This window comes from Rhodobacter capsulatus (assembly GCF_052363175.1).
Taxonomy (GTDB): Bacteria; Pseudomonadota; Alphaproteobacteria; order Rhodobacterales; family Rhodobacteraceae; genus Rhodobacter; species Rhodobacter capsulatus_D.
In genome coordinates this window covers 1,409,289-1,428,967 of the sequence record NZ_CP198946.1, presented here as the reverse complement: position 1 = coordinate 1,428,967, position 19,679 = coordinate 1,409,289, and the positions used below count along the sequence as shown (strand labels likewise).

General features: G+C 65.5%; 11 protein-coding genes and 9 pseudogenes. 8 read left to right on the top strand and 12 right to left on the bottom strand.

Annotated elements, in window-relative coordinates; all coding sequences use genetic code 11:
* The first annotated feature begins 224 nt into the window (after nt 1-224).
* A complete protein-coding gene (locus ACTTAI_RS07910; RefSeq protein WP_444455224.1) occupies nt 225-1,256 on the top strand; it encodes a substrate-binding domain-containing protein in 1,032 nt (343 codons plus the stop codon).
* Nucleotides 1,257-1,345: 89 nt separating this feature from the next.
* Here the strand turns inward: ACTTAI_RS07910 and ACTTAI_RS07905 are convergent.
* The 5 genes and pseudogenes from ACTTAI_RS07905 to ACTTAI_RS07885 form a co-directional block, all read right to left on the bottom strand.
* A pseudogene (locus tag ACTTAI_RS07905) lies at nt 1,346-3,143 on the bottom strand (peptidoglycan D,D-transpeptidase FtsI family protein).
* Complete coding sequence (gene ftsL, locus ACTTAI_RS07900) at nt 3,140-3,538, bottom strand: cell division protein FtsL (protein WP_444455188.1); 399 nt, start codon at nt 3,536-3,538, stop codon at nt 3,140-3,142. Before ftsL ends, ACTTAI_RS07905 begins: the two are co-directional and overlap by 4 nt.
* A gap of 21 nt (nt 3,539-3,559) precedes the next feature.
* Nucleotides 3,560-4,559: pseudogene (rsmH, locus tag ACTTAI_RS07895) on the bottom strand (16S rRNA (cytosine(1402)-N(4))-methyltransferase RsmH); the annotation flags it as partial.
* A complete protein-coding gene (gene mraZ / locus ACTTAI_RS07890; protein WP_444455710.1) occupies nt 4,549-5,034 on the bottom strand; it encodes a division/cell wall cluster transcriptional repressor MraZ in 486 nt (161 codons plus the stop codon). The pseudogene rsmH and the gene mraZ, both read right to left, overlap by 11 nt.
* 775 nt (nt 5,035-5,809) lie before the next feature.
* Nucleotides 5,810-6,539, bottom strand: a pseudogene (locus ACTTAI_RS07885) (Mrp/NBP35 family ATP-binding protein).
* 676 nt (nt 6,540-7,215) lie between these two features.
* Here ACTTAI_RS07885 and ACTTAI_RS07880 point away from each other — a divergent pair.
* Nucleotides 7,216-7,368, top strand: a complete 153-nt coding sequence (locus ACTTAI_RS07880) for a DUF1127 domain-containing protein (RefSeq protein ID WP_110806435.1) — start codon at nt 7,216-7,218, stop codon at nt 7,366-7,368.
* A 414-nt stretch (nt 7,369-7,782) separates the two neighbouring features.
* Nucleotides 7,783-8,579 (top strand): annotated as a pseudogene (locus tag ACTTAI_RS07875) (23S rRNA (adenine(2030)-N(6))-methyltransferase RlmJ).
* 58 nt (nt 8,580-8,637) lie between these two features.
* Here ACTTAI_RS07875 and ACTTAI_RS07870 read toward each other — a convergent pair.
* The 4 genes and pseudogenes from ACTTAI_RS07870 to ftsY form a co-directional block, all read right to left on the bottom strand.
* Nucleotides 8,638-8,790 carry a hypothetical protein gene (locus ACTTAI_RS07870; RefSeq protein WP_444455223.1) on the bottom strand — a complete coding sequence of 51 codons (153 nt, stop codon included), beginning with the start codon at nt 8,788-8,790 and terminating at the stop codon, nt 8,638-8,640.
* Nucleotides 8,748-8,885: a hypothetical protein gene (locus ACTTAI_RS07865; RefSeq protein ID WP_444455222.1), complete on the bottom strand. Its 138-nt coding sequence runs from the start codon at nt 8,883-8,885 to the stop codon at nt 8,748-8,750. The genes ACTTAI_RS07870 and ACTTAI_RS07865 overlap by 43 nt, the downstream gene beginning before the upstream one ends.
* Nucleotides 8,886-9,033: 148 nt before the next feature.
* Nucleotides 9,034-9,646: pseudogene (locus tag ACTTAI_RS07860) on the bottom strand (inner membrane-spanning protein YciB).
* A gap of 265 nt (nt 9,647-9,911) precedes the next feature.
* A pseudogene (ftsY, locus tag ACTTAI_RS07855) lies at nt 9,912-11,248 on the bottom strand (signal recognition particle-docking protein FtsY).
* Between the two features lie 363 nt (nt 11,249-11,611).
* On the opposite strand from ftsY, the gene ACTTAI_RS07850 reads away from it, so the two are divergent.
* The 3 genes from ACTTAI_RS07850 to ACTTAI_RS07840 all read left to right on the top strand — a co-directional run bounded on the left by ACTTAI_RS07850 (nt 11,612) and on the right by ACTTAI_RS07840 (nt 12,934).
* Complete coding sequence (locus tag ACTTAI_RS07850; RefSeq protein ID WP_444455221.1) at nt 11,612-12,361, top strand: fatty acid desaturase; 750 nt, start codon at nt 11,612-11,614, stop codon at nt 12,359-12,361.
* The gene (locus tag ACTTAI_RS07845) at nt 12,349-12,636 is read left to right on the top strand and encodes a fatty acid desaturase (RefSeq protein ID WP_444455220.1); all 288 of its coding nucleotides are present in this window, start codon (nt 12,349-12,351) and stop codon (nt 12,634-12,636) included. Before ACTTAI_RS07850 ends, ACTTAI_RS07845 begins: the two co-directional genes overlap by 13 nt.
* Nucleotides 12,637-12,718: 82 nt before the next feature.
* The gene (locus ACTTAI_RS07840) at nt 12,719-12,934 is read left to right on the top strand and encodes a hypothetical protein (protein WP_444455219.1); all 216 of its coding nucleotides are present in this window, start codon (nt 12,719-12,721) and stop codon (nt 12,932-12,934) included.
* A 582-nt stretch (nt 12,935-13,516) separates the two neighbouring features.
* Here the strand turns inward: ACTTAI_RS07840 and xseA are convergent.
* Nucleotides 13,517-14,912: pseudogene (gene xseA, locus ACTTAI_RS07835) on the bottom strand (exodeoxyribonuclease VII large subunit).
* 133 nt (nt 14,913-15,045) lie between these two features.
* Here xseA and ACTTAI_RS07830 point away from each other — a divergent pair.
* Nucleotides 15,046-15,408 carry a ribbon-helix-helix domain-containing protein gene (locus tag ACTTAI_RS07830; RefSeq protein WP_444455218.1) on the top strand — a complete coding sequence of 121 codons (363 nt, stop codon included), beginning with the start codon at nt 15,046-15,048 and terminating at the stop codon, nt 15,406-15,408.
* Nucleotides 15,409-16,115: 707 nt separating this feature from the next.
* Here ACTTAI_RS07830 and ACTTAI_RS07825 read toward each other — a convergent pair.
* Nucleotides 16,116-16,430: a hypothetical protein gene (locus tag ACTTAI_RS07825; protein ID WP_444455217.1), complete on the bottom strand. Its 315-nt coding sequence runs from the start codon at nt 16,428-16,430 to the stop codon at nt 16,116-16,118.
* A gap of 20 nt (nt 16,431-16,450) precedes the next feature.
* Nucleotides 16,451-18,395: pseudogene (gene parE / locus ACTTAI_RS07820) on the bottom strand (DNA topoisomerase IV subunit B).
* Between the two features lie 293 nt (nt 18,396-18,688).
* On the opposite strand from parE, the pseudogene ACTTAI_RS07815 reads away from it, so the two are divergent.
* Nucleotides 18,689-19,566, top strand: a pseudogene (locus tag ACTTAI_RS07815) (TIGR01459 family HAD-type hydrolase).
* The last annotated feature ends 113 nt before the right edge of the window (nt 19,567-19,679 follow it).

Genomic DNA, 19,679 nt, shown 5'->3' with positions numbered 1-19,679 from the left:
CTGGATGATCTGCAAAGCCCGGCTCGGTCTTGGCCCCGGTCCCGCCGCCGACCGCCCGGACCTGACAGCCCGTCGCGGCACATGCCGACGCGACCCGGATGCGCCTCCTCCTCGCCTCCGCCCGCTTGCTTCATCGGTTGCGCAAGCTTGCTCAATCGATGAAGCAGAATTGCATCCGGTTTCGATTCACGTCAAGATGCAAGATGACAGCAAAACGGGAAACCATGACCGACACCTCCGGCCCCGGCCGCAAGCGCCCCACGATCTATGACCTGGCCACGCTTGCTGGAACCTCTCCCAGTGCGGTCAGCGCCGTTCTGAACGGGTCGTGGAAGAAGCGCCGCATCAGTGAAAAACTGGCCGAGCGGATCACCGCGCTCGCGGGGGAACAGGGCTATGCGGTGAACATTCAAGCCTCGGTGCTGCGGCGGGAACGCTCGAACATCGTCGGCATGATCGTTCCGAAATATGACAACCGCTATTTCGGCGCGATGGCCGAGCGATTCGAGGCGGTGGCGCGCGCGCATGGGCTGTTCCCGGTGATGACTTGCACGCAGCGCGACCCGGAGCTGGAATTCGAGGCGGCCCGGGCGCTGCTGTCCTATCAGGTCGAGTGTCTGGTCGCGAACGGGGCGACCGACCCGGACCGGATCGCCGACCTTTGCGCCGCGGCGGGGGTGCGGGTGCTCAACCTCGACCTGCCGGGGTCAAAGGCCGCTTCGGTCACCTCGGACAACTTTGCCGGGGCGCAGACGCTGACGCATCTCATTCTCGACCGCTGCCGCGACGATCTGGGCTACCCGGGCCCCCTGCTCTTCATCGGCGGCCGGGCCTCCGATCACAACACCGCCGAGCGGATCCGGGGCTTTCGCACCGCCCATGCCGAGCGCGGCATCGCGCTGCCAGAAACCCATATCCTTGCCTGCGGCTATTCCCCCGACAAGACCGAGCGGGCGCTCGACGATCTGCCGATCGCGCTGCCGCCGGGGCTGTTCGTGAACTCGACGATCACCCTCGAAGGGGTGGTGGGCTGGCTCAACCGCTCGGTCCCCGATCACGCCGGGCGGATGCGCTACGGCTGCTTCGACTATGACAGCTTCGCCGCGCAACTGCCCGACAATGTTGGCATGATCGAGCAGGACGTGGACGGGATGATCGCCAAGGTCTTCGAGCTGATCGAGGGCGGGATCGACACGAGAGACCACTTCCGGGTGCCCTGCATCCTGCGCACGCCCGCGCCCTGCCCCCGCAGCTGAGCGCCCAAACAAACGGGCCGGATCTTCCGATCCGACCCGCTGCTTTATCTTGCCCGAAATATCCCGGGTGCGGGGCAGCGCCTCCGCCCTCAGTGGCTTTTCTCGGCCTTGACCAGCTGGATGCCGTCCAGCACCTCCGGCACGCTGTCGGCCGGGCGCAGGCCCAGGATCGGCGCGATGCGGCGGATCACCTCGGCCGCGACCGGAACGGCCGTCCAGCCCGCGGTGCGCCGCGTTTCGTTCGCCGCAAAGGACGAGGGCTCGTCAAGGCTCAGCACCAGAATGTATTTCGGATCCGAGGCCGGGAAGGCCGAGGCGAAGGTGGCGATCACCTTGTTGTCGTAATAGCCGCCACCCGGTTTCACCTTGTCGGCGGTCCCGGTCTTGCCCGCGACCTCGTAACCCGGCACATCGGCGAAGGAGGCCGTGCCGCGTGTCACCACCGCCCGCATCATCGCAAGCGAGGTTTTGGCGGCCTCGGTGCTCATCACCTGCGGGCCCTTTTCATGTGTCGCCGAATGCACCAGCGTCGGCTTGACCTTGGTGCCGCCATTCGCGATCGTCGCATAGGCCGCCGCCAGATGCAGCGGCGAGGCCGCCAGACCATGGCCATAGCCCACCGTCATCGAGGTGATTTCCGACCATTTCGCCGGCACGATCGGACGGCCCGAATTCGCCTCGGACAGTTCAACCGGCGTCGGCGCCATGAAGCCGAGGCTTTCGAGGAACGCCTTCTGCCGCTGCCCGCCGATCAGAAGCGCAATCCGCGCCGTGCCGACGTTCGAGCTTTCGACAACGATATCGGTGATCGAGAGCGCGGGCCCGTAATGTGGAAATCGCGGATGCGGATCGGCCCCAGACCATCGGTGACTTTGTGTCGAGCATGGTCGTCGGACTGACCAGCCCCAGTTCCAGCGCTTGCGCCACGGCAAAGATCTTGAAGGTCGAGCCAAGCTCGTAGACCCCCTGCACCGCGCGGTTGAAGAGCGGGCTGTCGCTCGCATCCCCCTTGGCCAGCGGCGCCGGGCGGTCGTTCGGGTCGAAATCGGGCAGCGAGGCCATTGCGAGGATCTCGCCCGTATGGGCCTCCATCACCACCGCGGTCGCGCCCTTGGCATTCATCAGCTTCATGCCGCCCGCAAGGATCTCCTCGACCGCCTGCTGCACCGTCAGATCGATGGAAAGCTTCAGCGGCGCGCCGTTGTTCGCCGGATCGCGCAGCCAGCCGTCAAAGGCCTTCTCGACGCCCGCGGTGCCGACGATCTCGGCACTGTCAACGCCCTCGTTGCCGAAGCGTGCGCCGCCCAGCACATGCGCGGCCAGCCGCCCGTTCGGGTAAAGCCGCATCTCGCGCGGGCCGAACAGCAACCCCGGTTCGCCGATGTCATGCACCGCCTGCAGCTGCTCGGGCGAGATCTTCTTCTTGATCCAGACGAATTTGCGCGGGCCGGTGAAATCGGCGGCAAGGCGTTTCGCGTCGAGATCGGGGAAGATCTTCGCCAGTTTCTTCGCCGTGCCGACCGGGTCGACCATCATCGGCGGCTGCGCGTAAAGCGCATGGGTCACCAGGTTCGTCGCCAGAACCCGGCCCTCGCGGTCGATGATGTCGGCGCGCTGCGCCATGATCACCGGGGCGGTGTCCGCGCGCTGCGGCTCCTCGGGGGTCGAGGCCGCGAGCGTCCCCATCCGCACGCCGACGGCGCCAAAGCAGACACAGAAGATGCCGATCACCAGACCGATGCGCCAGGCCACCCGCGCCCGGGCCGCTTCCCGCCCCGCCTCGCCGCGCGCGCGGATATTGTCGCGCTCGATCAGGTCGGGGTTTTCGCCGCGCGCGCGGGCGTCAAGGATGCGGGCAAGCGGTCGCAGCGGGGTGCGTTGGCTCATTGAGCTTCCTCCTCGACAACTTGCGAGCTGTCGTCATCAGTCGGCGGGGCAGAAACTTCGACGGCTTGTGCGACGGCCTGATCGATCGCGCTCGGATCGGCGCCTTCCGGCACCGGATAGGCCACCATCGCGGCGGTGCCGAATTGATCGGGCGTCATCGGCAGAAGACCGAGCGAGACAAAATTCAAGTTCACAAGTTCGCGCAGCCGCTCGGGGCGGTTCAGATAGGCCCATTCGGCGCGCAGAACGCTCAGGCCTTCCTGCAGATCGGCGATCTCGGAATTCAGGGCGCGCAGCTCTTCTTCGCGGTCCTGGGTCGCGTAGTTGACGTGATAGGCCCAGAAGGCAAGACCCAGAACACAAAGCGAAACAAGGATATACGAGATGGTCTTCATCTGGGGCGGCCCCGGCTGCGGTCGGTTTCGAAAAGGGAGTAAGAGGCCAAGGCTATGACGATCAGCTCTACCGGCAGGGGATTCGGTGCGTGTACCGATACGCAGGATAGCAGATCGTGCCCGCGGGTTCTCTGCAAGCTCGATTTCGTCCGGTCCGACCCCCTTTCGGGTCACAAGATCGAAGGCCGCCGCCTCGGCCGCGGTCTCGGGCGCATAGCGCGAGCCCCGGCGCCCGGCCCGAGCGCGCCTGAAAGAAGCGCTTCACCACCCGGTCTTCGAGCGAATGAAAGGTGACCACGGCCAGCTTGCCGCCGGGCTTCAGCGCGCGTTCGGCGGCTTCGAGCCCCTCGATCAGCTGGCCGAATTCATCGTTCACCGCGATGCGCAGCGCCTGAAAGCTGCGGGTCGCCGGGTGGCTCTGCCCCGGCTTCGGCCGCGGCAGGCAGCGCTCGACCGTGGCCACCAGCTGCTTCGTGCTTTCATAAGGCGCGGTCTTGCGGGCCTCGACGATGGCGCGGGCAATCCGGCGCGAGGCGCGTTCCTCGCCGTAGTGATACAGAATGTCGGCCAGCGCGCCCTCGTCGGCCTCGTTCACCAGATCGGCGGCCGACGGCCCGGATTGCGACATCCGCATGTCGAGCGGCCCATCGCGCAGGAAGGAAAAGCCGCGCTCGGCCTGATCGAGCTGCATCGAGGAGACGCCAAGATCGAGCACCACCCCGTCGAGCCCCTCGGGCGCGATCTCTTCGGCCACGGCATCCAGGTTCGAGAAGGTGTTTTCGACCAGCACCAGCCGGTCGCCATACTCGCCCCGCCACGGCGCCGCCATCTCGAAGGCGAGCGGGTCGCGATCGATGCCGATCACCCGCGCGGCGCCCGCAGCCAGCAGGCCCTTCGAATAGCCCCCCGCCCCGAAGGTGCCGTCAAGCCATGTCCCCAAGACAGGCGCGACCGCCTGAAGGAGCGGTCGCAGAAGAACGGGAATGTGGGGGGCCTCGGGTGTCTGCATCTCAGCCCCCATTGAGCAGGCTGAGCGGGTCGAAATCGTCGCCCATCTCGGCCATCAGTTTCTCGAGCCGCGCCTGATCGACAGCGGCGAAAGTCTCGGGGTTCCAGATCTCGAAGGTCTCGCCCATGCCGGCGAAATAGGCGTCGCCGGTCAGCTGGAAGCGCTCGCGCAGGTTGGCGGGCAGGACCAGACGGCCATCGGGATCAATCTCGGTCGGATGCGCCTTGTTCAGCACGAGGCGTTGCAGGACGGACCGGCCGGGGTCGTTGTAGGGGCGCGCGTTGATCGCGGCGGCCAGCTTCTGGAAGCCCGCAAAGGAATGCACCTGCAGCATCTTCTGCGTGTCGGCGCCGTAAACGATGACCAGACGGGGGCGTTTGGTGACGGCGGCCTCGGGGTCACCCTCTTCGAGTTCACGACGAAACAGCGCGGGGATCGACACGCGACCCTTGCTGTCCACCTTGAAGGTGTATTCGCCGATGAACATTCCCGCCAAGGCGGCAACTCCTGTGCCCTTCCCCGCGGTGGTTTTTATGGAAAACGGCGGACCGAGCTGCTGCCACTGCTCGATCCGCCGCCCTCGTCCCATTCCTGGGCTGTCCGGTCTGCGCGCGCCACCTGGGGGATGTCTGCTCGCTCGCGCGCCGGATCTCTCTTTCGTGAAGCGGGTGCCTGTATGAAACTCTCGGTCTTTGCGCCGTTGAGGTCTTGATGCCTCTTGCCCGTCTTCCGTGAGACAGTGATGCCATGGTCCCGGGTGGGATTTCAAGGGAAATTTTGGGAAACGATGGAATTCGCGCCCTGCATGTTGTTAAGAAACAGATGCAAACTCAAGAGCTTGTGGATAACTTTTGCGACAAAAGCGAAGCCTTGGGGGATTTGATCCAGATCAACCACAACATCTAGACGTGGCATCCGAAAAGACTTGGTTTCCCGTCCGGTGGGGCAAATTCCCAGCAAAGCCCCTCATCCGCGCCGAACCCGGCACCGAGGCCCGGAAAATCGCCCCGATCACGCCAAAACACGGACGAGTGATTCGGGCAGAGGCGCCAATACGCCCCCTTCCGCCCATGAATTCCCACCCCGCGCCCACCGGTGGAAGACAATCCCAGCCAAAACGAAAGGGCAGCCCGCAGACTGCCCCCTCCTTTATCTTGCTCTAAATATCTCGGGGTCGCCCATTGGTGCGCCATTGGTTCGAGAACCAATGGACGACGGGGCAGAGCCCCCGGCGGGTCGCCTCAGGCCCGCCCGAGGCGAACTCACACCACCCCAACCTCGATCAGCTTCGCCGCGATCGCCGCATAGGCCTCGGCCGCCGCGCCCTCGCCCAGCGCCACCGGGCGGCCCGCATCCCCGGCCTCGCGCACCTCAAGCGCCAGCGGCAGCGCACCGAGGAACGGCAGACCGAGCCGCGCCGCCTCGGTCTCGACCCCCCCATGACCGAAAAGATGCGCCTCATGCCCGCAGTTCGGACAGACATAGGTCGACATGTTCTCGATCAGCCCCAGAACCGGCATCTTCAGCTTGGCAAACATGTCGAGCGCCTTCTTCGCGTCCAAAAGCGCAATGTCCTGCGGCGTCGAGACGATCACCGCGCCATCGAGCACCGTCTTCTGGCACAGGCTCAGCTGAATATCCCCGGTGCCGGGCGGCAGATCGATCACCAGCACGTCGAGCGGGCCGAAATGATCCCATTTCACCTGACCCAGCATCTGCTGCAGCGCCCCCATCAGCATCGGGCCGCGCCAGATCACCGCCTCGTCCTCGCGCAGCATCAGCCCAAGCGACATCAGCACCACCCCATGCGCGCACGGGCAGGATCGTCTGCCCGTCGGGCGAGGCGGGCTTTTCCGTGGCGCCCATCATCCGCGGTTGGCTCGGCCCGTAAAGATCGGCATCGAGCAGCCCCACCCGCTTGCCCGCCCGCGCCAGCGCGACGGCGAGTTCGAGGCGACGGTGGATTTGCCCACGCCCCTTGCCCGAGCCCACCGCAATCACATGCGCAACGCCCGGCACCGGCAGCGGCCCGTCCTGCGGCTTGGCGTGCCCGCCGATCTTCACCCCGCCGCCCGGCGCCTTCGACGGCCCGGCCGGAATCACCACCGACAGGCTTTTCACCCCGTCCAGCGCCCGCACCGCCCTTCCAGCACCGGCCGCATCGCCAGAAGCTCCGCCTCGGGAGCGCCTTCCAGAACAAAGCGCACCACCCCGACTCGACCGCCAGCGCATGCACCAGATTGCGCCCGATCGCATCCCCGCCCCCCGGCAGAGCGGTCTTGCGCAGCGCCTCCAGCACCGATTCCTTCGTAAGCGTCATGGGTCTCTCCTGTCGATTTGGCGGGGACTGTGGCGCATTTGCCGCGGGCTGCAAGGGGCGCACCTCTCATGCAAGATTTGCACGATATTTGCGCAGCCAAATATGGAATTAATCCAGTTTGCAGGCGAAATCAGGTCAGAATCAGTTATGCATTTTCTGCAAGGCCGCATTGCCCCGCCGCCCATTGTGCAGGCGCAGCAATCGGGCCATGTTAGCCCAACAGCGACGGTGCACCACGGCGACAACCGATCGGTCCCCAGCTAAACTCCGAGACGACACGAACGAAAGTAGACGACCGATGGCACTGGTCAGCGACATCCGGACGACCGATAGCGGTTTTCCAGTCTTGTGGCTTCGATCCGCGAGGCTCTGGCCCGCCGCAAGGTCTATCGCCAGACGCTGGCTGAACTGCGCTCGCTGTCGAACCGGGAACTGAGCGACCTTGGCATGCACCGCTCGATGCTGACGCGCATCGCGCTGGAAGCGGCCTACGGCAAGTAAGACTAGACTTCCGGAGACCCTCTCCTCCTCCCTGGGTCTCGGAGATCGGCGGCATCCTCTCTCCTCCTCCCTGAGGATGCCGCCACCCTCATACCGGCCCCATCTGCCGGACCAAGGATCAAGCCCCTCTCCTCCTCCCTGGGGCTTCGATAGAAGGCGGCGGCCTCGTCCTCCTCCCAGAGGCCGCCGTTCCTTCGACCAGATCCCGACCGCCCTCTCCTCCTCCCTGGGCGGCGGTGTGGTGCTGCCCATCCTCCTCCCGGGTGGCACCGGAACATCCGAGGCCCTCTCCTCCTCCCTGGGCCGAGGTTCATGCGGCGGCGCTCTCTCCTCCTCCTGAGCGCGCCGTTTTCTTTTAAACGGCGCTTGCGCCGCGGCCCCGCACGGGTCAGGAAGGCGCAAAGGGAGGCTTCAATGCTGTCTTATCAACATGCCTATCACGCCGGAAATCTGGCCGATGTGCACAAGCATGCGCTGATGGCGGCGCTGCTCGACTACATGACGCGCAAGGACAAGCCGCTCTCGTATATGGAGACGCATTCCGGGCGCGGGCTTTATGCGCTCGATGGCGCCGAGGCGGCGAAAACCGGCGAGGCGGCCGCGGGCATCACCCGGGCCGAGGCCGAGCGCTGGTTTGCCCCCGATCACCCCTACAGCCGGGCGCTTTCCGCGGTGCGCAAGGCGCATGGCCGCGCGGCCTATCCGGGCTCGCCGATGCTGGCGGCAACGCTGTTGCGGCCGGTCGACTCGATCCAGCTGTGCGAGCTGCACCCGCAGGAATTCGCCGCGCTGAAGGCGGCGATGGCGCCCCATGGCGGATCTTCCATCAGAAGGACGGGCTGCAGATGGCGCTGGCGATGTGCCCGCCGACACCGCGGCGGGGCGTCCTGCTGATCGATCCTTCATGGGAGGTGAAGTCGGATTACGACAGCGTGCCGACGGTTCTGGCTCAGGTGGCGCGGAAGTGGAACGTGGGCGTGATCGCGCTCTGGTATCCGATCCTCGCGGCGCATGTGCCGGTGGCGGCGGCGCAGCGGTCGATGGTGCGCGGGCTTGTCGCCGCCCATCCCGAGGCGCTGCTGTCGGAAGTGAAATTCCCCCCCGCGCGCGAGGGGCATGGGATGATCGGCTCGGGCATGTTCGTGCTCAACCCGCCCTGGGGTCTTGCCGAGGAAGCCGCGCAGATCGAACGCCGGTTTGCGAATCTATGAAACATGACTTCGCCCCGGCTTGCGCCGAGGCGATCGGAGGACGGGATCTGACGGCGGCTCAGTAGCGGCGCATCATCCCGGCGACCAGCACCCAGGCGATGCAGACCGGCCAGACCGCAAGCGGCGCAAAGCCCATGGTGAAAAGCGAGCCGACGAGCGCGACAAGGATCAGCGCGACCCCACCCCGGACCGAGGTGTAAAGCAGCCCCACCGGGCGAACAGCACCACCAAGAGCAGCGCAAGCGGTTCGTGGTGGAAGCCCACATCGGAGCTGTCTTCGCGGGCATTCAGTTCAACTGCGGACATGTCGGACTCCTGTTGCCGATGACCATTCTGCGCGGCCTCGGGCAGCAGGCGATGCCCCCGATCCGTGATGGCCAGAGGCTCGCGCCGAAAAGTGGCGCGATTGCGGCAATCCGCCGACAAGCTAAAGTTGCAGATATTTCACCGGGGCTCAGGCCTCGGGCTTGTCGCTGTCTTCGGGGGCAAAGCGGGTGAAGAGCGGGCTTTGCGCGGCAAAGAAGCCCATGAGCAGCACGGTCAGCCCGAAGGTCTTGAAATTGACCCAGGTCACATCCGAGAAATTGCGCCAGATCACCTCGTTCGCGACGGCCAGGAACAGGAAGAACCCGACCAGGCGTTTCGTCAGGATCGCCCAGCCCTCGGGCCGCATCGGGATCGCGCCATCCATCACCAACTGCAGCCAGGGCTTGCCGCGCAGCAGGCAAAGCCCAGAAGCCCGGCAAACAGCAGATAGATCAGCGTCGGCTTCATCTTGAAGAAGCGCGGATCGTTGAACCAGACCGAGAGCCCGCCAAAGACGGTGACAAGGATCAGCGTCGCCACCTGCATCGGCGCCAGATGGCCCGAGAGCCGCCACAGCACCGCCATCGACAGCATCAGCACCGGCACGAAGACGGCGGTGGCCAGAACGAAGCCGCCATAGGTCTCGCCGCCAAAACTCACCGGATGGTCGCGCAGCGGAAGAAGGCGGCAAAGAAAACGACAAGCGGCCCGAAATCAAGCGCGAGTTTCAGACCCTGCGGTATCGGTTTGCGTTCTGCCATCTCTCCCCTCCGCGGCTTCCCGCGCTCCGGCGCCTCTCCCATCGGGCGACCCGTGCCCGTTAGATAGGCAAGCCCGCGCGCAAGGACAGGGCTTTTCGTCGCGAGCGCGCATTCCTGACGGGATTGTGTCCTTCGCGCCGCAACCCACCCCGCTTTTCCTTGGGCAAAACGCCGGAGGTTTTGCGCGCCAGCGCAAAGCGGGGGCAGCGCCCCGAAGCGCCGGGCGAGCGGCGGGCCTGCCCGCCCGAGGCGGGCGCAACCGCCCTCAGGCCTGTTCCAGCCCCACCAGCGCCGCGGCAAATTCCTCGGGATCGAAGGGCGACAGATCGTCGATCTGCTCGCCCACCCCGATCGCATGGATCGGCAGGCCGAACTTGTCAGCCAAGGCCACCAGCACGCCGCCCTTCGCCGTGCCGTCGAGCTTCGTCATCACGAGCCCCGACACGTCGGAAATCTTGCGGAACACCTCGACCTGCAACAGCGCGTTCTGCCCGGTCGTCGCATCGAGCACCAGAAGCGTGTTATGCGGCGCAGACTCGTCGATCTTGCGGATCACCCGCACGATCTTCGCCAGCTCCTCCATCAGGTCGGTGCGGTTCTGCAGCCGCCCGGCGGTGTCAATCATCAAGAGATCACCCTCGGCCTTCGCCCGCGTCAGCGCGTCAAAGGCGAGCGAGGCGGATCGGCCCCTCGGGCGCAGTCATCACCGGCACGCCCGCCCGGTCGCCCCAGACCTTCAGCTGCTCGACCGCCGCGGCGCGGAACGTGTCGCCCGCGGCGATGATCACCGACTTGCCCGCGGCGCGGAACTGCGACGCCAGCTTGCCGATCGTCGTCGTCTTGCCCGAGCCGTTCACCCCCACCACCAGCACCACCTGCGGGCGGCGCGCATAGATCGGCATCGGCCGCGCCACCGGCTCCATGATCCGCGCCACTTCGGCGGCCAGCAGATCCTTCAACTCGTCGACCGACAGCTTGCGCCCCATCCGCCCTCGGCGAGGTTCGCCGTCACCCGCAGGGCGGTGTCGACCCCATGTCGGCGGCGATCAGCAATTCCTCGATACTTTCGAGCATCGCATCATCAAGCACCCTGCGCGGCACGTCGGCCCGGCTGACCAGACGGCCAAGCAGCCCTGCCGCGCAGGCGCGGGCGCCGCCACCGGTTCCGGCACGGGTTCGGGCTCTTCGGGTTCCGGTTCGGGCTCAGGCTCAGGTTCGGGCGCAGCGCCCCGGCCCAGCAGGCGGCCGAAGCCGCGCTTCTCAGGCTCAGGCTCAGGTTCATATTCCGGCTCCGGTTGAGGTTCAGGCTCGGCTTCTGCTTCCGGCTCACTCTCGACCTCAGGCTCCGGCTCCACCTCGGGCTCAAGCGCGGCGACAGGCTCCGCTTCGGCCTCCGGCACTGGCTCGACCGCGGGCTCCGCGTCGACTTCAGGCTCAGCTCGGCCACAGGCTCAGGCGCAGCCACGACCTCCGGTTCGGGCAGTGCCTCGACTTCGGCTCGGGCGTGGTGTCCGGGGCCTCGGCGATGATCGCATCGAGCCCCTCCTCGAGTTTCGAGGACGAGCGGGTGAGCCGGGACTTCAGCTTGTTGAAGAACGACATCGGAGCCTCCGTTTTGCAAACCCCTAGCGGATCGGGGGAAGAGGGAAGGGAGAAGCCCGGACCGGGGCCAAGGGCACGGCAGGACGCAGAGAAGAAAGGCCCGACTCGGGCCTTTGCAACACCGCGGCGCCGCCTCGGGACGCGGGCGGATTTCCGCATCCCGGGCTGGCCCGGCAAAGACGACGCATCGCCACAGCAGCCCGGTTTGCGGAAAAATCGCCCAAATCTGCCGATTTCCCCCGCAACTGCGGCTGCCGTGGGCGGAAAACGACCTTGCGGCAAGTCGTCGCCCTGCGGATTTCCCAAAGCTGGCTACAGTGCGCGCTCAAGTCGGAGCCATCTCATGCCGGAGTAAACCGCATCATGACTGAAAAGCCCGCTGAACTGTCCTTCGCGAAATTCATGGTCGCCCTGCGCAAACTGCGCAAGATCGGCCGCGAAACCCCGAAGTCGACACTTTCGCTCTCTTCGCCTTTGCCCCGTGCCGCTGATCTTGGTGCGCTGTTCGGAGGCCTCTTCTCCTGGCTCGCTGTCGCCTGGATCACGGTCGGCATCTTCGTCGTCGACCGCCGCGCGCCGAAGCCCGCGCCCGATGCCCCCGAGGGCTCGGCATTCCCCGCCGCCGACAAGCTGTCGTCGGCGCTCGCGATCACCCATTTCGTGCTTTTGCCGATCGTCGTCGCCTCGCTCGCGGGCTATGCGGGCATCTCGACGATGGGGACGCTTGGCCTGATGATCGCCGCCGCGCTCTGGTTCGGGCAGATCTCGAATGCGAACGCGCATGAGCTGATCCACCGCGCCGACCGGAAATTGTTCAATCTGGGCAAGTGGGTCTACATCTCGCTGCTCTATGGCCACCATGTCTCGGCACACCGGCTGGTGCACCATGTCTCGGTCGCGACGCCCGCCGATCCGGCCACGGCGACGCTGGGCGAAAGCTACTGGAACTATGCCTCGCGCACGTGGTCAGAGTCGTTCAAGGCGGGCTACGCCAAGGAACAGGCGATCATCGACGCGCGGGTGAAGGCCAATCCGGGCAAGCCGACGCTCAAGGAGCGGCTCAACCGCATCAACCCCTATGCCACCTATGTTCTGGGTGGGTGTGGTTCGTGATCGGCGCCGGGCTTCTGTTCGGCTCGGCCGGGTTTGCCAGCTTCCTGTTCCTCTGCGCGCTGACGCAGGCGCAGCTGATGCTGTCGGATTACGTCCAGCATTATGGCCTTGTGCGAAAAGAAACCGCACCGGGCGAATATGAACCGGTGACGGCCGCGCACAGCTGGGATGCGATCGAGACCGGCTCGGCGCTGATGATGCTGAACGCGCCGCGCCACTCCGATCACCACGCCCATCCGACGCGCCCTATCCGGCGCTGCAACTGGGCGATCTGAAGGAACAGGGTCGTCCGATCCTGCCCTACAGCCTGCCGGTGATGGCGATGCTGGCGCTGGTGCCTCGCAATTCGCGCGGCTGATGGACCATCGCGTTCTGGCCGTGCGCAAGGGCGAAAGCGTCTACAGCGAGCCGAAACCGAAGCTCGCCCCGGCCCCCGCCGCGGCGGAACCGGCCGAGGGCGAAACGCCGCTCGTCCTGACCGACGCCGAACCGGCCGAGGCCCCGCAAGTGAGCGTGGCCCCCGCAGCTCCGGCCGCCCCCGCTGCGGCGGAACCGGAAAAGGCCGACGCCTGAGAAACTTTCACGCAGGCGTGGCTTTCCACGCCCGTGCACATACGGCAAGCTGGGCGCAAGGGAGACCCGATGCGCCCAGTTTTCATTTCACTCGCCCTTGCCCTCGCCCCTTGGCGCGCTGGCCGAGGACATCGGCCCCCGCTCACGGCAGAGCAATTCGACGCGCAGACGCTCGGCAAGACCATCACCTATTCCGCGGGCGGCGTGACCTACGGATCGAAGAATACCGCCCCGGTCACAAGGTCGTCTGGGCCTTCGCCGAGGGCGATTGCGAGGAAGGCGACTGGTTCCAGAAGGGCGAGCAGATCTGCTTCGACTACCACAGCGCCGATGTCGGGCTGCAATGCTGGACCTTCCACATGCAGGGCAACGCGCTGGTCGCCTGGTTCGAAGGCAAGAAGGACAGCTCGCCCCTCGTCTCGCTCGACACCAGCACCGCACCGCTGAACTGCCCCGGGCCGGAGGTCGGGTCTGACACGCCGCGCCCGGTCCTGCGGTCAGAAAGGGCGTATTTGAGCCAGGAAAAGCGATGGGCTTTTTCTTGGCTCAAATACGCTCTTCGCGGGTTGCCCGTGAAACCCCTCAGAACAGCGAGCCCTGATCGGGCGGGGCCTTGGCAGGTTTGCGGGTTTTTGCGGCCGGTTTCTGGACCGGTTTCGGGGCCACCTGCGGCGGGGGCGGCGGCGCGTCGGAGGGGAGGACGCGCAGACGACCATCCTGAAACTCGATTTCGAGGGGCGCGCAGGTCGCGGCGGTGGCGGCGGTGGTCAGCACCTGATCGGCCGGGCCGCGCACCACCGCATAGCCGCGCCGCAGGGTCTCCTGATAGCCGAGCGTCTGCAGCATCGCGGTGAGCCGCGCGAAGCGGTCCTGCGCCCGGGTCAGCCGGGTCTTCTGCGCGCTCTAACCGGTCGGAGAGCGACGCCAGCCGGTCGCGCTCGACCCGCAGATAGGTCTGCAACAGCCGCGGCGAGATCCGGGCCTCGAGCGGGGCAAAGGCCGCACGCTTGCGCACGACAACCATGCGCAGCGCGGGCGAAGCCGGTCGGCGACCAGATCGAAGCGCTGGCGGCGCGGCCGGGTGATCGCCTCAGGCGGCCAAGCGCGCGGGACAGATCGGCCAGGCGCTGCGCCCGGGTGCTGAGGCGCAGTTGCGTCGCCCGGGCGATGCGGGCCTGCATCTCGGCAAGCCGGATCGCCAGCTCCGCCCGCACCGGCACCGCCATTTCCGCCGCTGCCGTGGGGGTGGGCGCGCGGCGATCGGCGGCAAAGTCGATCAGCGTCGTGTCGGTTTCGTGCCCCACGGCGGAAATCAGCGGGATCTTGCTTTCGGCGGCCGCCCGCACGACCACCTCGTTGAAGCCCCAGAGGTCTTCGAGCGAGCCGCCACCGCGCGCGACGATGATCAGATCGGGCCGCGGCACCTTGCCCCCGGGCGCAAGCGCGTTGAAACCACGGATCGCCGCCGCCACCTCGGGCGCGCAGGCCTGCCCCTGCACCGCCACCGGCCAGATCAGCACCCGGCGCGGAAAGCGGTCACGCAGCCGGTGCAGGATGTCCCGGATGACCGCACCCGAAGGCGAGGTGACGACCCCGATCACCGCGGGCAGATAGGGCAGCGGTTTCTTGCGGGCGGGATCGAAGAGCCCCTCGGCCGTCAGCGCCTTGCGCCGGGCTTCGAGCATCGCCATCAGCGCCCCCGCCCCCGCGGGTTCGACATCATCGACGATCAGCTGATATTTCGACTGCCCCGGAAAGGTGGTCAGCTTGCCGGTGGCGATGACCTCCATCCCCTCCTCGGGGCGGATCTGCATCCGGGCCACCTGCCCCTTCCAGCTGACGGCGGCGATGACGGCATTCTGGTCCTTGAGGTCAAGTAAAGATGCCCCGAGCCGGGACGGCTGACCTGCCCGACCTCGCCGCGCACGCGTACACGGGTGAACTCGCCCTCGATCACCCGTTTCACCGCGCCCGAGATTTCCGAGACGGTGAATTCGGGCGTGTTGCCGGAGGGGCCGTTTTCGAAGCCTCGGGGCCGTCGTCCAGGATGTCCATGCGTGGCTCAAACAGTTCATGGCGCTGTTGTAACATCAACGGGAAGGAGGCCCGCGATGTGTGAACTCTTCATCAAGGCCGATGCGGGTCAATGGCAAAGCCGCACCCACAGCCTGCGCATCGACGGGGTCGCCACCTCGATCCGGATCGAGACCCATTTCTGGGACACGCTGACCGAGATCGGGCAGCGCGACGGCATGACCACCGCGCAGTTGATCACCAAGCTCTGGCACGAGGCGATGGATGCCGATCACGACCTGGGCAACTTTACCTCGTTTCTGCGGGTGTGCTGCGCGCGCTATCATGCACTGATCGCCGCGGGCGAAATATCCCCCGACCGCCGGGTGCCGATCTCGGCGCATCCGGCCCGCACGATCCTGGCACGCGAGGCCGAGCGGCGGCGGCAGGTGCTGAACTGAGCGGGCTGGCTCAGTCCTGTCAGCGCCCCGGCACGGCTGAACACAAGACAGGATCGGGCGCGCTCGTTCAATGCGCCCGAAGTCTGATGGCTGCAACAGCTGCATACTCCATCCACAGGCGGGCGAGCGACGTTCGACCGAGATAGCGGTCTCAGAGAACAGCCGTTAAGGCTTCCATGCACCGTCTAGGCCGGTCAAGATTGGTTGTCACTCGCGCGCTTTGGATAGACGGCTTTGTTGAGACAAACTTGTCGAACTTCGTACACACATACCACCGGGCGCATCAACCGGCAAATCTCTGGGGCAAAGGTATCGGAAAGGGCCTGAAGAATCTCTAGCCCATCTGCGCAAGTCCACGGAGCCATTGCATCGCCGACTTCAGGGTTCTGAATCGTAATCGTGCATTTTCTTGGGCGTACGCGCCATACAGAAACCGTCGCCGTGCAGAAGGTGAGCTGGATTGGAGCTTTGGAAAATCCGATTACCTTTGAGTGCAGCATCTCTCGCGTCTGAAGAAAACGCCCAGTGCTCAGGACGAAAGCCGGGATTATCGTTCTTGCCTACGGAAGCGATCGACCTCTGCGACGATGATCCGAAAACGGTTTCATCAAACCGATGGATGTCGCCCTCATAGGTCACGAAGTCCAGCAATCCGTAGCGAGTTAGGGGCCCCGTATTGATCGATCTGCGCGATGAACCCCATCGGGTCAGATTGTGTTCCCGGATAAGTTTGTGTGGCTCAACCGTTGAGAAGGGCTCTGTGAGCGAAGGCCTTGGCCGAGAGCCTCAAGTTTGGTGCTCATCTTGGCGATGTGGTGCTTGTCGTTTCTCACCCCCACATTCGCAGAGATCAACGAGGCTTTGAGCAGTTTCTCAAGCGCCTGTGCCGCGCTCCAGTAGTATTGGCGTTTCAATCCGTTCAGATATGCCCAACGGGCGACCACATAGTCCTCGATCGCCGGAACCGCAAAGAGGTCGGCGACGAGGCTAGCTTTTGCGGCGTCGACAACGCTGTCGATCAACACGTTCCCCCCCTGCGGGATCACACATCCAGCTCTTCGACGAACCGCGCGTTCTCGGTGATATATTGGAACCGCAGCTCGGGCTTTTTCCCCATCAGCCGCTCGACCAGATCATCGGTCTCGCCCGCGAATTCGTCGTCGATCGTGACCCGGATCAGCTTGCGCGTTGCCGGGTTCATCGTCGTCCTTCAGGTCCTTGGCATCCATCTCGCCCAGACCCTTGAAGCGCTGCACGTCGATCTTGCCGCGCCCGCCCAGACCCTTGGCCATCCAGAGCTCCTTCTCGGCATCGTCGGCGACATAGATCCGCTTCGCCCCCTGCGTCAGCCGGTAAAGCGGCGGGCAGGCCAGATACAGATGGCCCTTGTCGATCAGCCCCCGCATCTGGGTGAAGAAGAAGGTCATCAGAAGCGACGCGATATGCGCGCCGTCGACATCGGCGTCGGTCATGATGATGATCTTGTCATAGCGCAGATCATCGACGCGGAACTTCGTGCCCAGACCCACGCCCAAAGCCTGCGCCAGATCGTTGATCTCCTGATTCTGGCCCAGTTTCGAACTCGCCGCGCCCAGCACGTTCAGGATCTTGCCGCGCAGGGCAAAAGCGCCTGCATCGTCCGGTCCCGCGCCATCTTGGCCGAGCCACCGGCCGAGTCGCCTTCGACGATGAACAGCTCCGTCCCTCGCGGTTCGTGGCCGAGCAATCGACCAGCTTCCCGGGCAGCCGCAGCTTCTTCGTCGCCGATTTGCGCGAGGTCCTTTTCCGCCTTGCGCCGCAGCCGCCCGGCCCGCAGCACAAGAAAATCAGGATCGCCCCGCGGCCTTGGTATCGGTGGTCAGCCAGGTGTCGAAATAATCCCGCACCGCATTTTCGACCCAGCGCGCGGCTTCCTCGGTCGAAAGCCGGTCCTTGGTCTGGCCGACAAAGGACGGCTCGCGGATGAAGATCGAAATCAACGCGCAGCCGCCCGTCAGCATGTCCTCGCGGGTGATCTGCGCCGCCTTCTTGTTGTTGATCCGCTCGCCATAGGCGCGGATGCCCTTGAGGATCGCGGCCCAGAACCCGGCTTCATGCGTGCCGCCTTCGGGCGTCGGCACGGTGTTGCAATAGGAATGCAGGAAGCCGTCGCGCACCGGCGTCCAGTTGATCGCCCATTCGACCGACCCTGATGTTGTATTTCTCCTCGAAACTCACCCGCCCCGCAAAGGGCTTGTCGGAATAGGTCGAGGCCCCGGTCAGGGCTTCGCCCAGATAATCGGCAAGGCCATTCGGGAAATGGAAGGTCGCTTCCGTCGGCGTGTCGCCATCGGGGATCGCGGTCTTCCAGCGATCTCGACGCCCGAAAACAGATAAGCCTTCGAGCGCGTCATCTTGAAGAGCCGCGCGGGTTTCAGGCTGAGCGAGCCGAAAATCTCCGGATCGGGGTGAAAGGTCACCATCGTGCCGCGCCGATTGGGCGCCGCGCCAAGCTTTTCGACCGGCCCCTGCGGCACCCCGCGCGAAAACCGCTGCTCGTAAAGCTCCTTGTTGCGCGCGACCTGCACCACCATCAGATCCGAGAGCGCATTCACCACCGACGAGCCCACCCCGTTCAACCCGCCCGAGGTCGAATAGGCCTTGTTCGAGAACTTGCCCCCTGCATGCAGCGTGCACAGGATCACTTCCAGCGCCGATTTGCCGGGGAATTTCGGATGCGGATCGACCGGAATGCCGCGGCCGTTGTCGCGCACGGTGACCGAGCCATCGGCGTTCACCTCGACCTCGATCCGATTGGCGTGCCCCGCCACCGCCTCGTCCATGGCGTTGTCGAGAATCTCGGCCACCATGTGATGCAGCGCGCGCTCATCCGTGCCGCCGATATACATGCCCGGCCGCTTGCGCACCGGCTCCAGCCCTTCGAGCACCTCGATCGAGGAGGCGTCATAAGTCTCGGTCTGGGTCGAAGACAGAAGATCGCCGGACATGGTGCTCGCTTTCATTGGTGTTCTTGAGATGCAGAGATACCGCAGCTTGGGGCCCTGGGCAAGCAGGGGGCGCTGCCCTGTCCCGGGATTTTCGAGGTATTTTTGGCAAGATGAATGAACCGGATTTCATCTTGCCAAAAATACCTCGGGGTGAATGCGCAGCCAGAGGGGGCAGCGCCCTGCCCCGGGCGGCCGCGACGCGCGCCGCACCGCGTCGTGCCCTTTGTCATTCTGTCGCACCCATGTCATAAGCTGGCCGCATCGATGTCCGAACCGTTCCGAAAGGCCGCCCCATGACCCGCATCCTCCAGTCGCTCGCCGAAATCTCCGCCCGTTACGACGTGCTGCTGTGCGATCTCTGGGGCTGCGTGCACAATGGCGTCGCCCCCTTCCCCGCGGCCGTCGCCGCGCTTCAAGGCTTCCGCGGTCAGGGCGGCCGGGTGATCCTGATCACCAACGCGCCGCGCCCGGCCCGCTTTGTCGCCGAGGGGCTCGACCGGATGGGCGTGCCGCGCGAGGCCTGGGATGCCATCGTCACCTCGGGCGACGCGGCGCAGGATGCGATGTTCGCAGGCGCGGTCGGGCGCAAGCTCTGGCACCTCGGGCCGCACAAGGACGACGGCTTCTTCACCGAGATCCCGAAAGAATGGGAGGGCCGGACCCATGTTCAGCTGGTCCCTTCGATCAGGCCGAGGGCATCGTCTGCACCGGCCCCTTCGACGAGCTGAACGAAGTCCCCGAAGACTACCGCCCGCGCTTCCTTGAAGCCAAGACCCGCGGCCTGCCGATGCTTTGCGCCAACCCCGATGTCGTCGTCGACATGGGCGAAACCCGGATCTATTGCGCATGCGCGCTCGCCGCGCTTTACGAGGAAATGGGCGGGCGCACGATGTATTTCGGCAAACCGCATCCGCCGATCTATGACATGGCGCGGCGCCGCATGGCGGAGTTCGGTCTGGCCGATGACAGCCGCGTGCTGGCGATCGGCGACGGCATCAACACCGATGTGGCGGGCGCGATCGGCGAGAACCTCGACGTGCTCTTCGTCTCGGGCGGGCTCGCCGCCGAGCAATTCGGCCCCGATGTCGACAATCCGAACCGGGACCTGCTCCGGGGCTGGCTCGGCGCGCGTCAGCAAGACCCGCAATACACGATCGGCCGTCTGCGCTGAAATCGTCTCGCAACTATCTTGCGTTCGACCTTCATCTTGGGTTCATAAGTTTCGCTGCGCTTGCATGGTGAATAGTGCCATGCTATGCCGCGGCGCAACATGACCCAAGCCGG

Coding starts and splice junctions, on each gene's coding strand:
- mraZ (WP_444455710.1), bottom strand. CDS start 5,034: ATGTTCATCGGCGAATACACCTTCAAGGTGGACAGCAAGGGTCGCGTG.
- ftsL (WP_444455188.1), bottom strand. CDS start 3,538: ATGAAGACCATCTCGTATATCCTTGTTTCGCTTTGTGTTCTGGGTCTT.
- ACTTAI_RS07840 (WP_444455219.1), top strand. CDS start 12,719: ATGGACCATCGCGTTCTGGCCGTGCGCAAGGGCGAAAGCGTCTACAGC.
- ACTTAI_RS07830 (WP_444455218.1), top strand. CDS start 15,046: ATGTGTGAACTCTTCATCAAGGCCGATGCGGGTCAATGGCAAAGCCGC.
- ACTTAI_RS07865 (WP_444455222.1), bottom strand. CDS start 8,885: ATGTCCGCAGTTGAACTGAATGCCCGCGAAGACAGCTCCGATGTGGGC.
- ACTTAI_RS07910 (WP_444455224.1), top strand. CDS start 225: ATGACCGACACCTCCGGCCCCGGCCGCAAGCGCCCCACGATCTATGAC.
- ACTTAI_RS07850 (WP_444455221.1), top strand. CDS start 11,612: ATGACTGAAAAGCCCGCTGAACTGTCCTTCGCGAAATTCATGGTCGCC.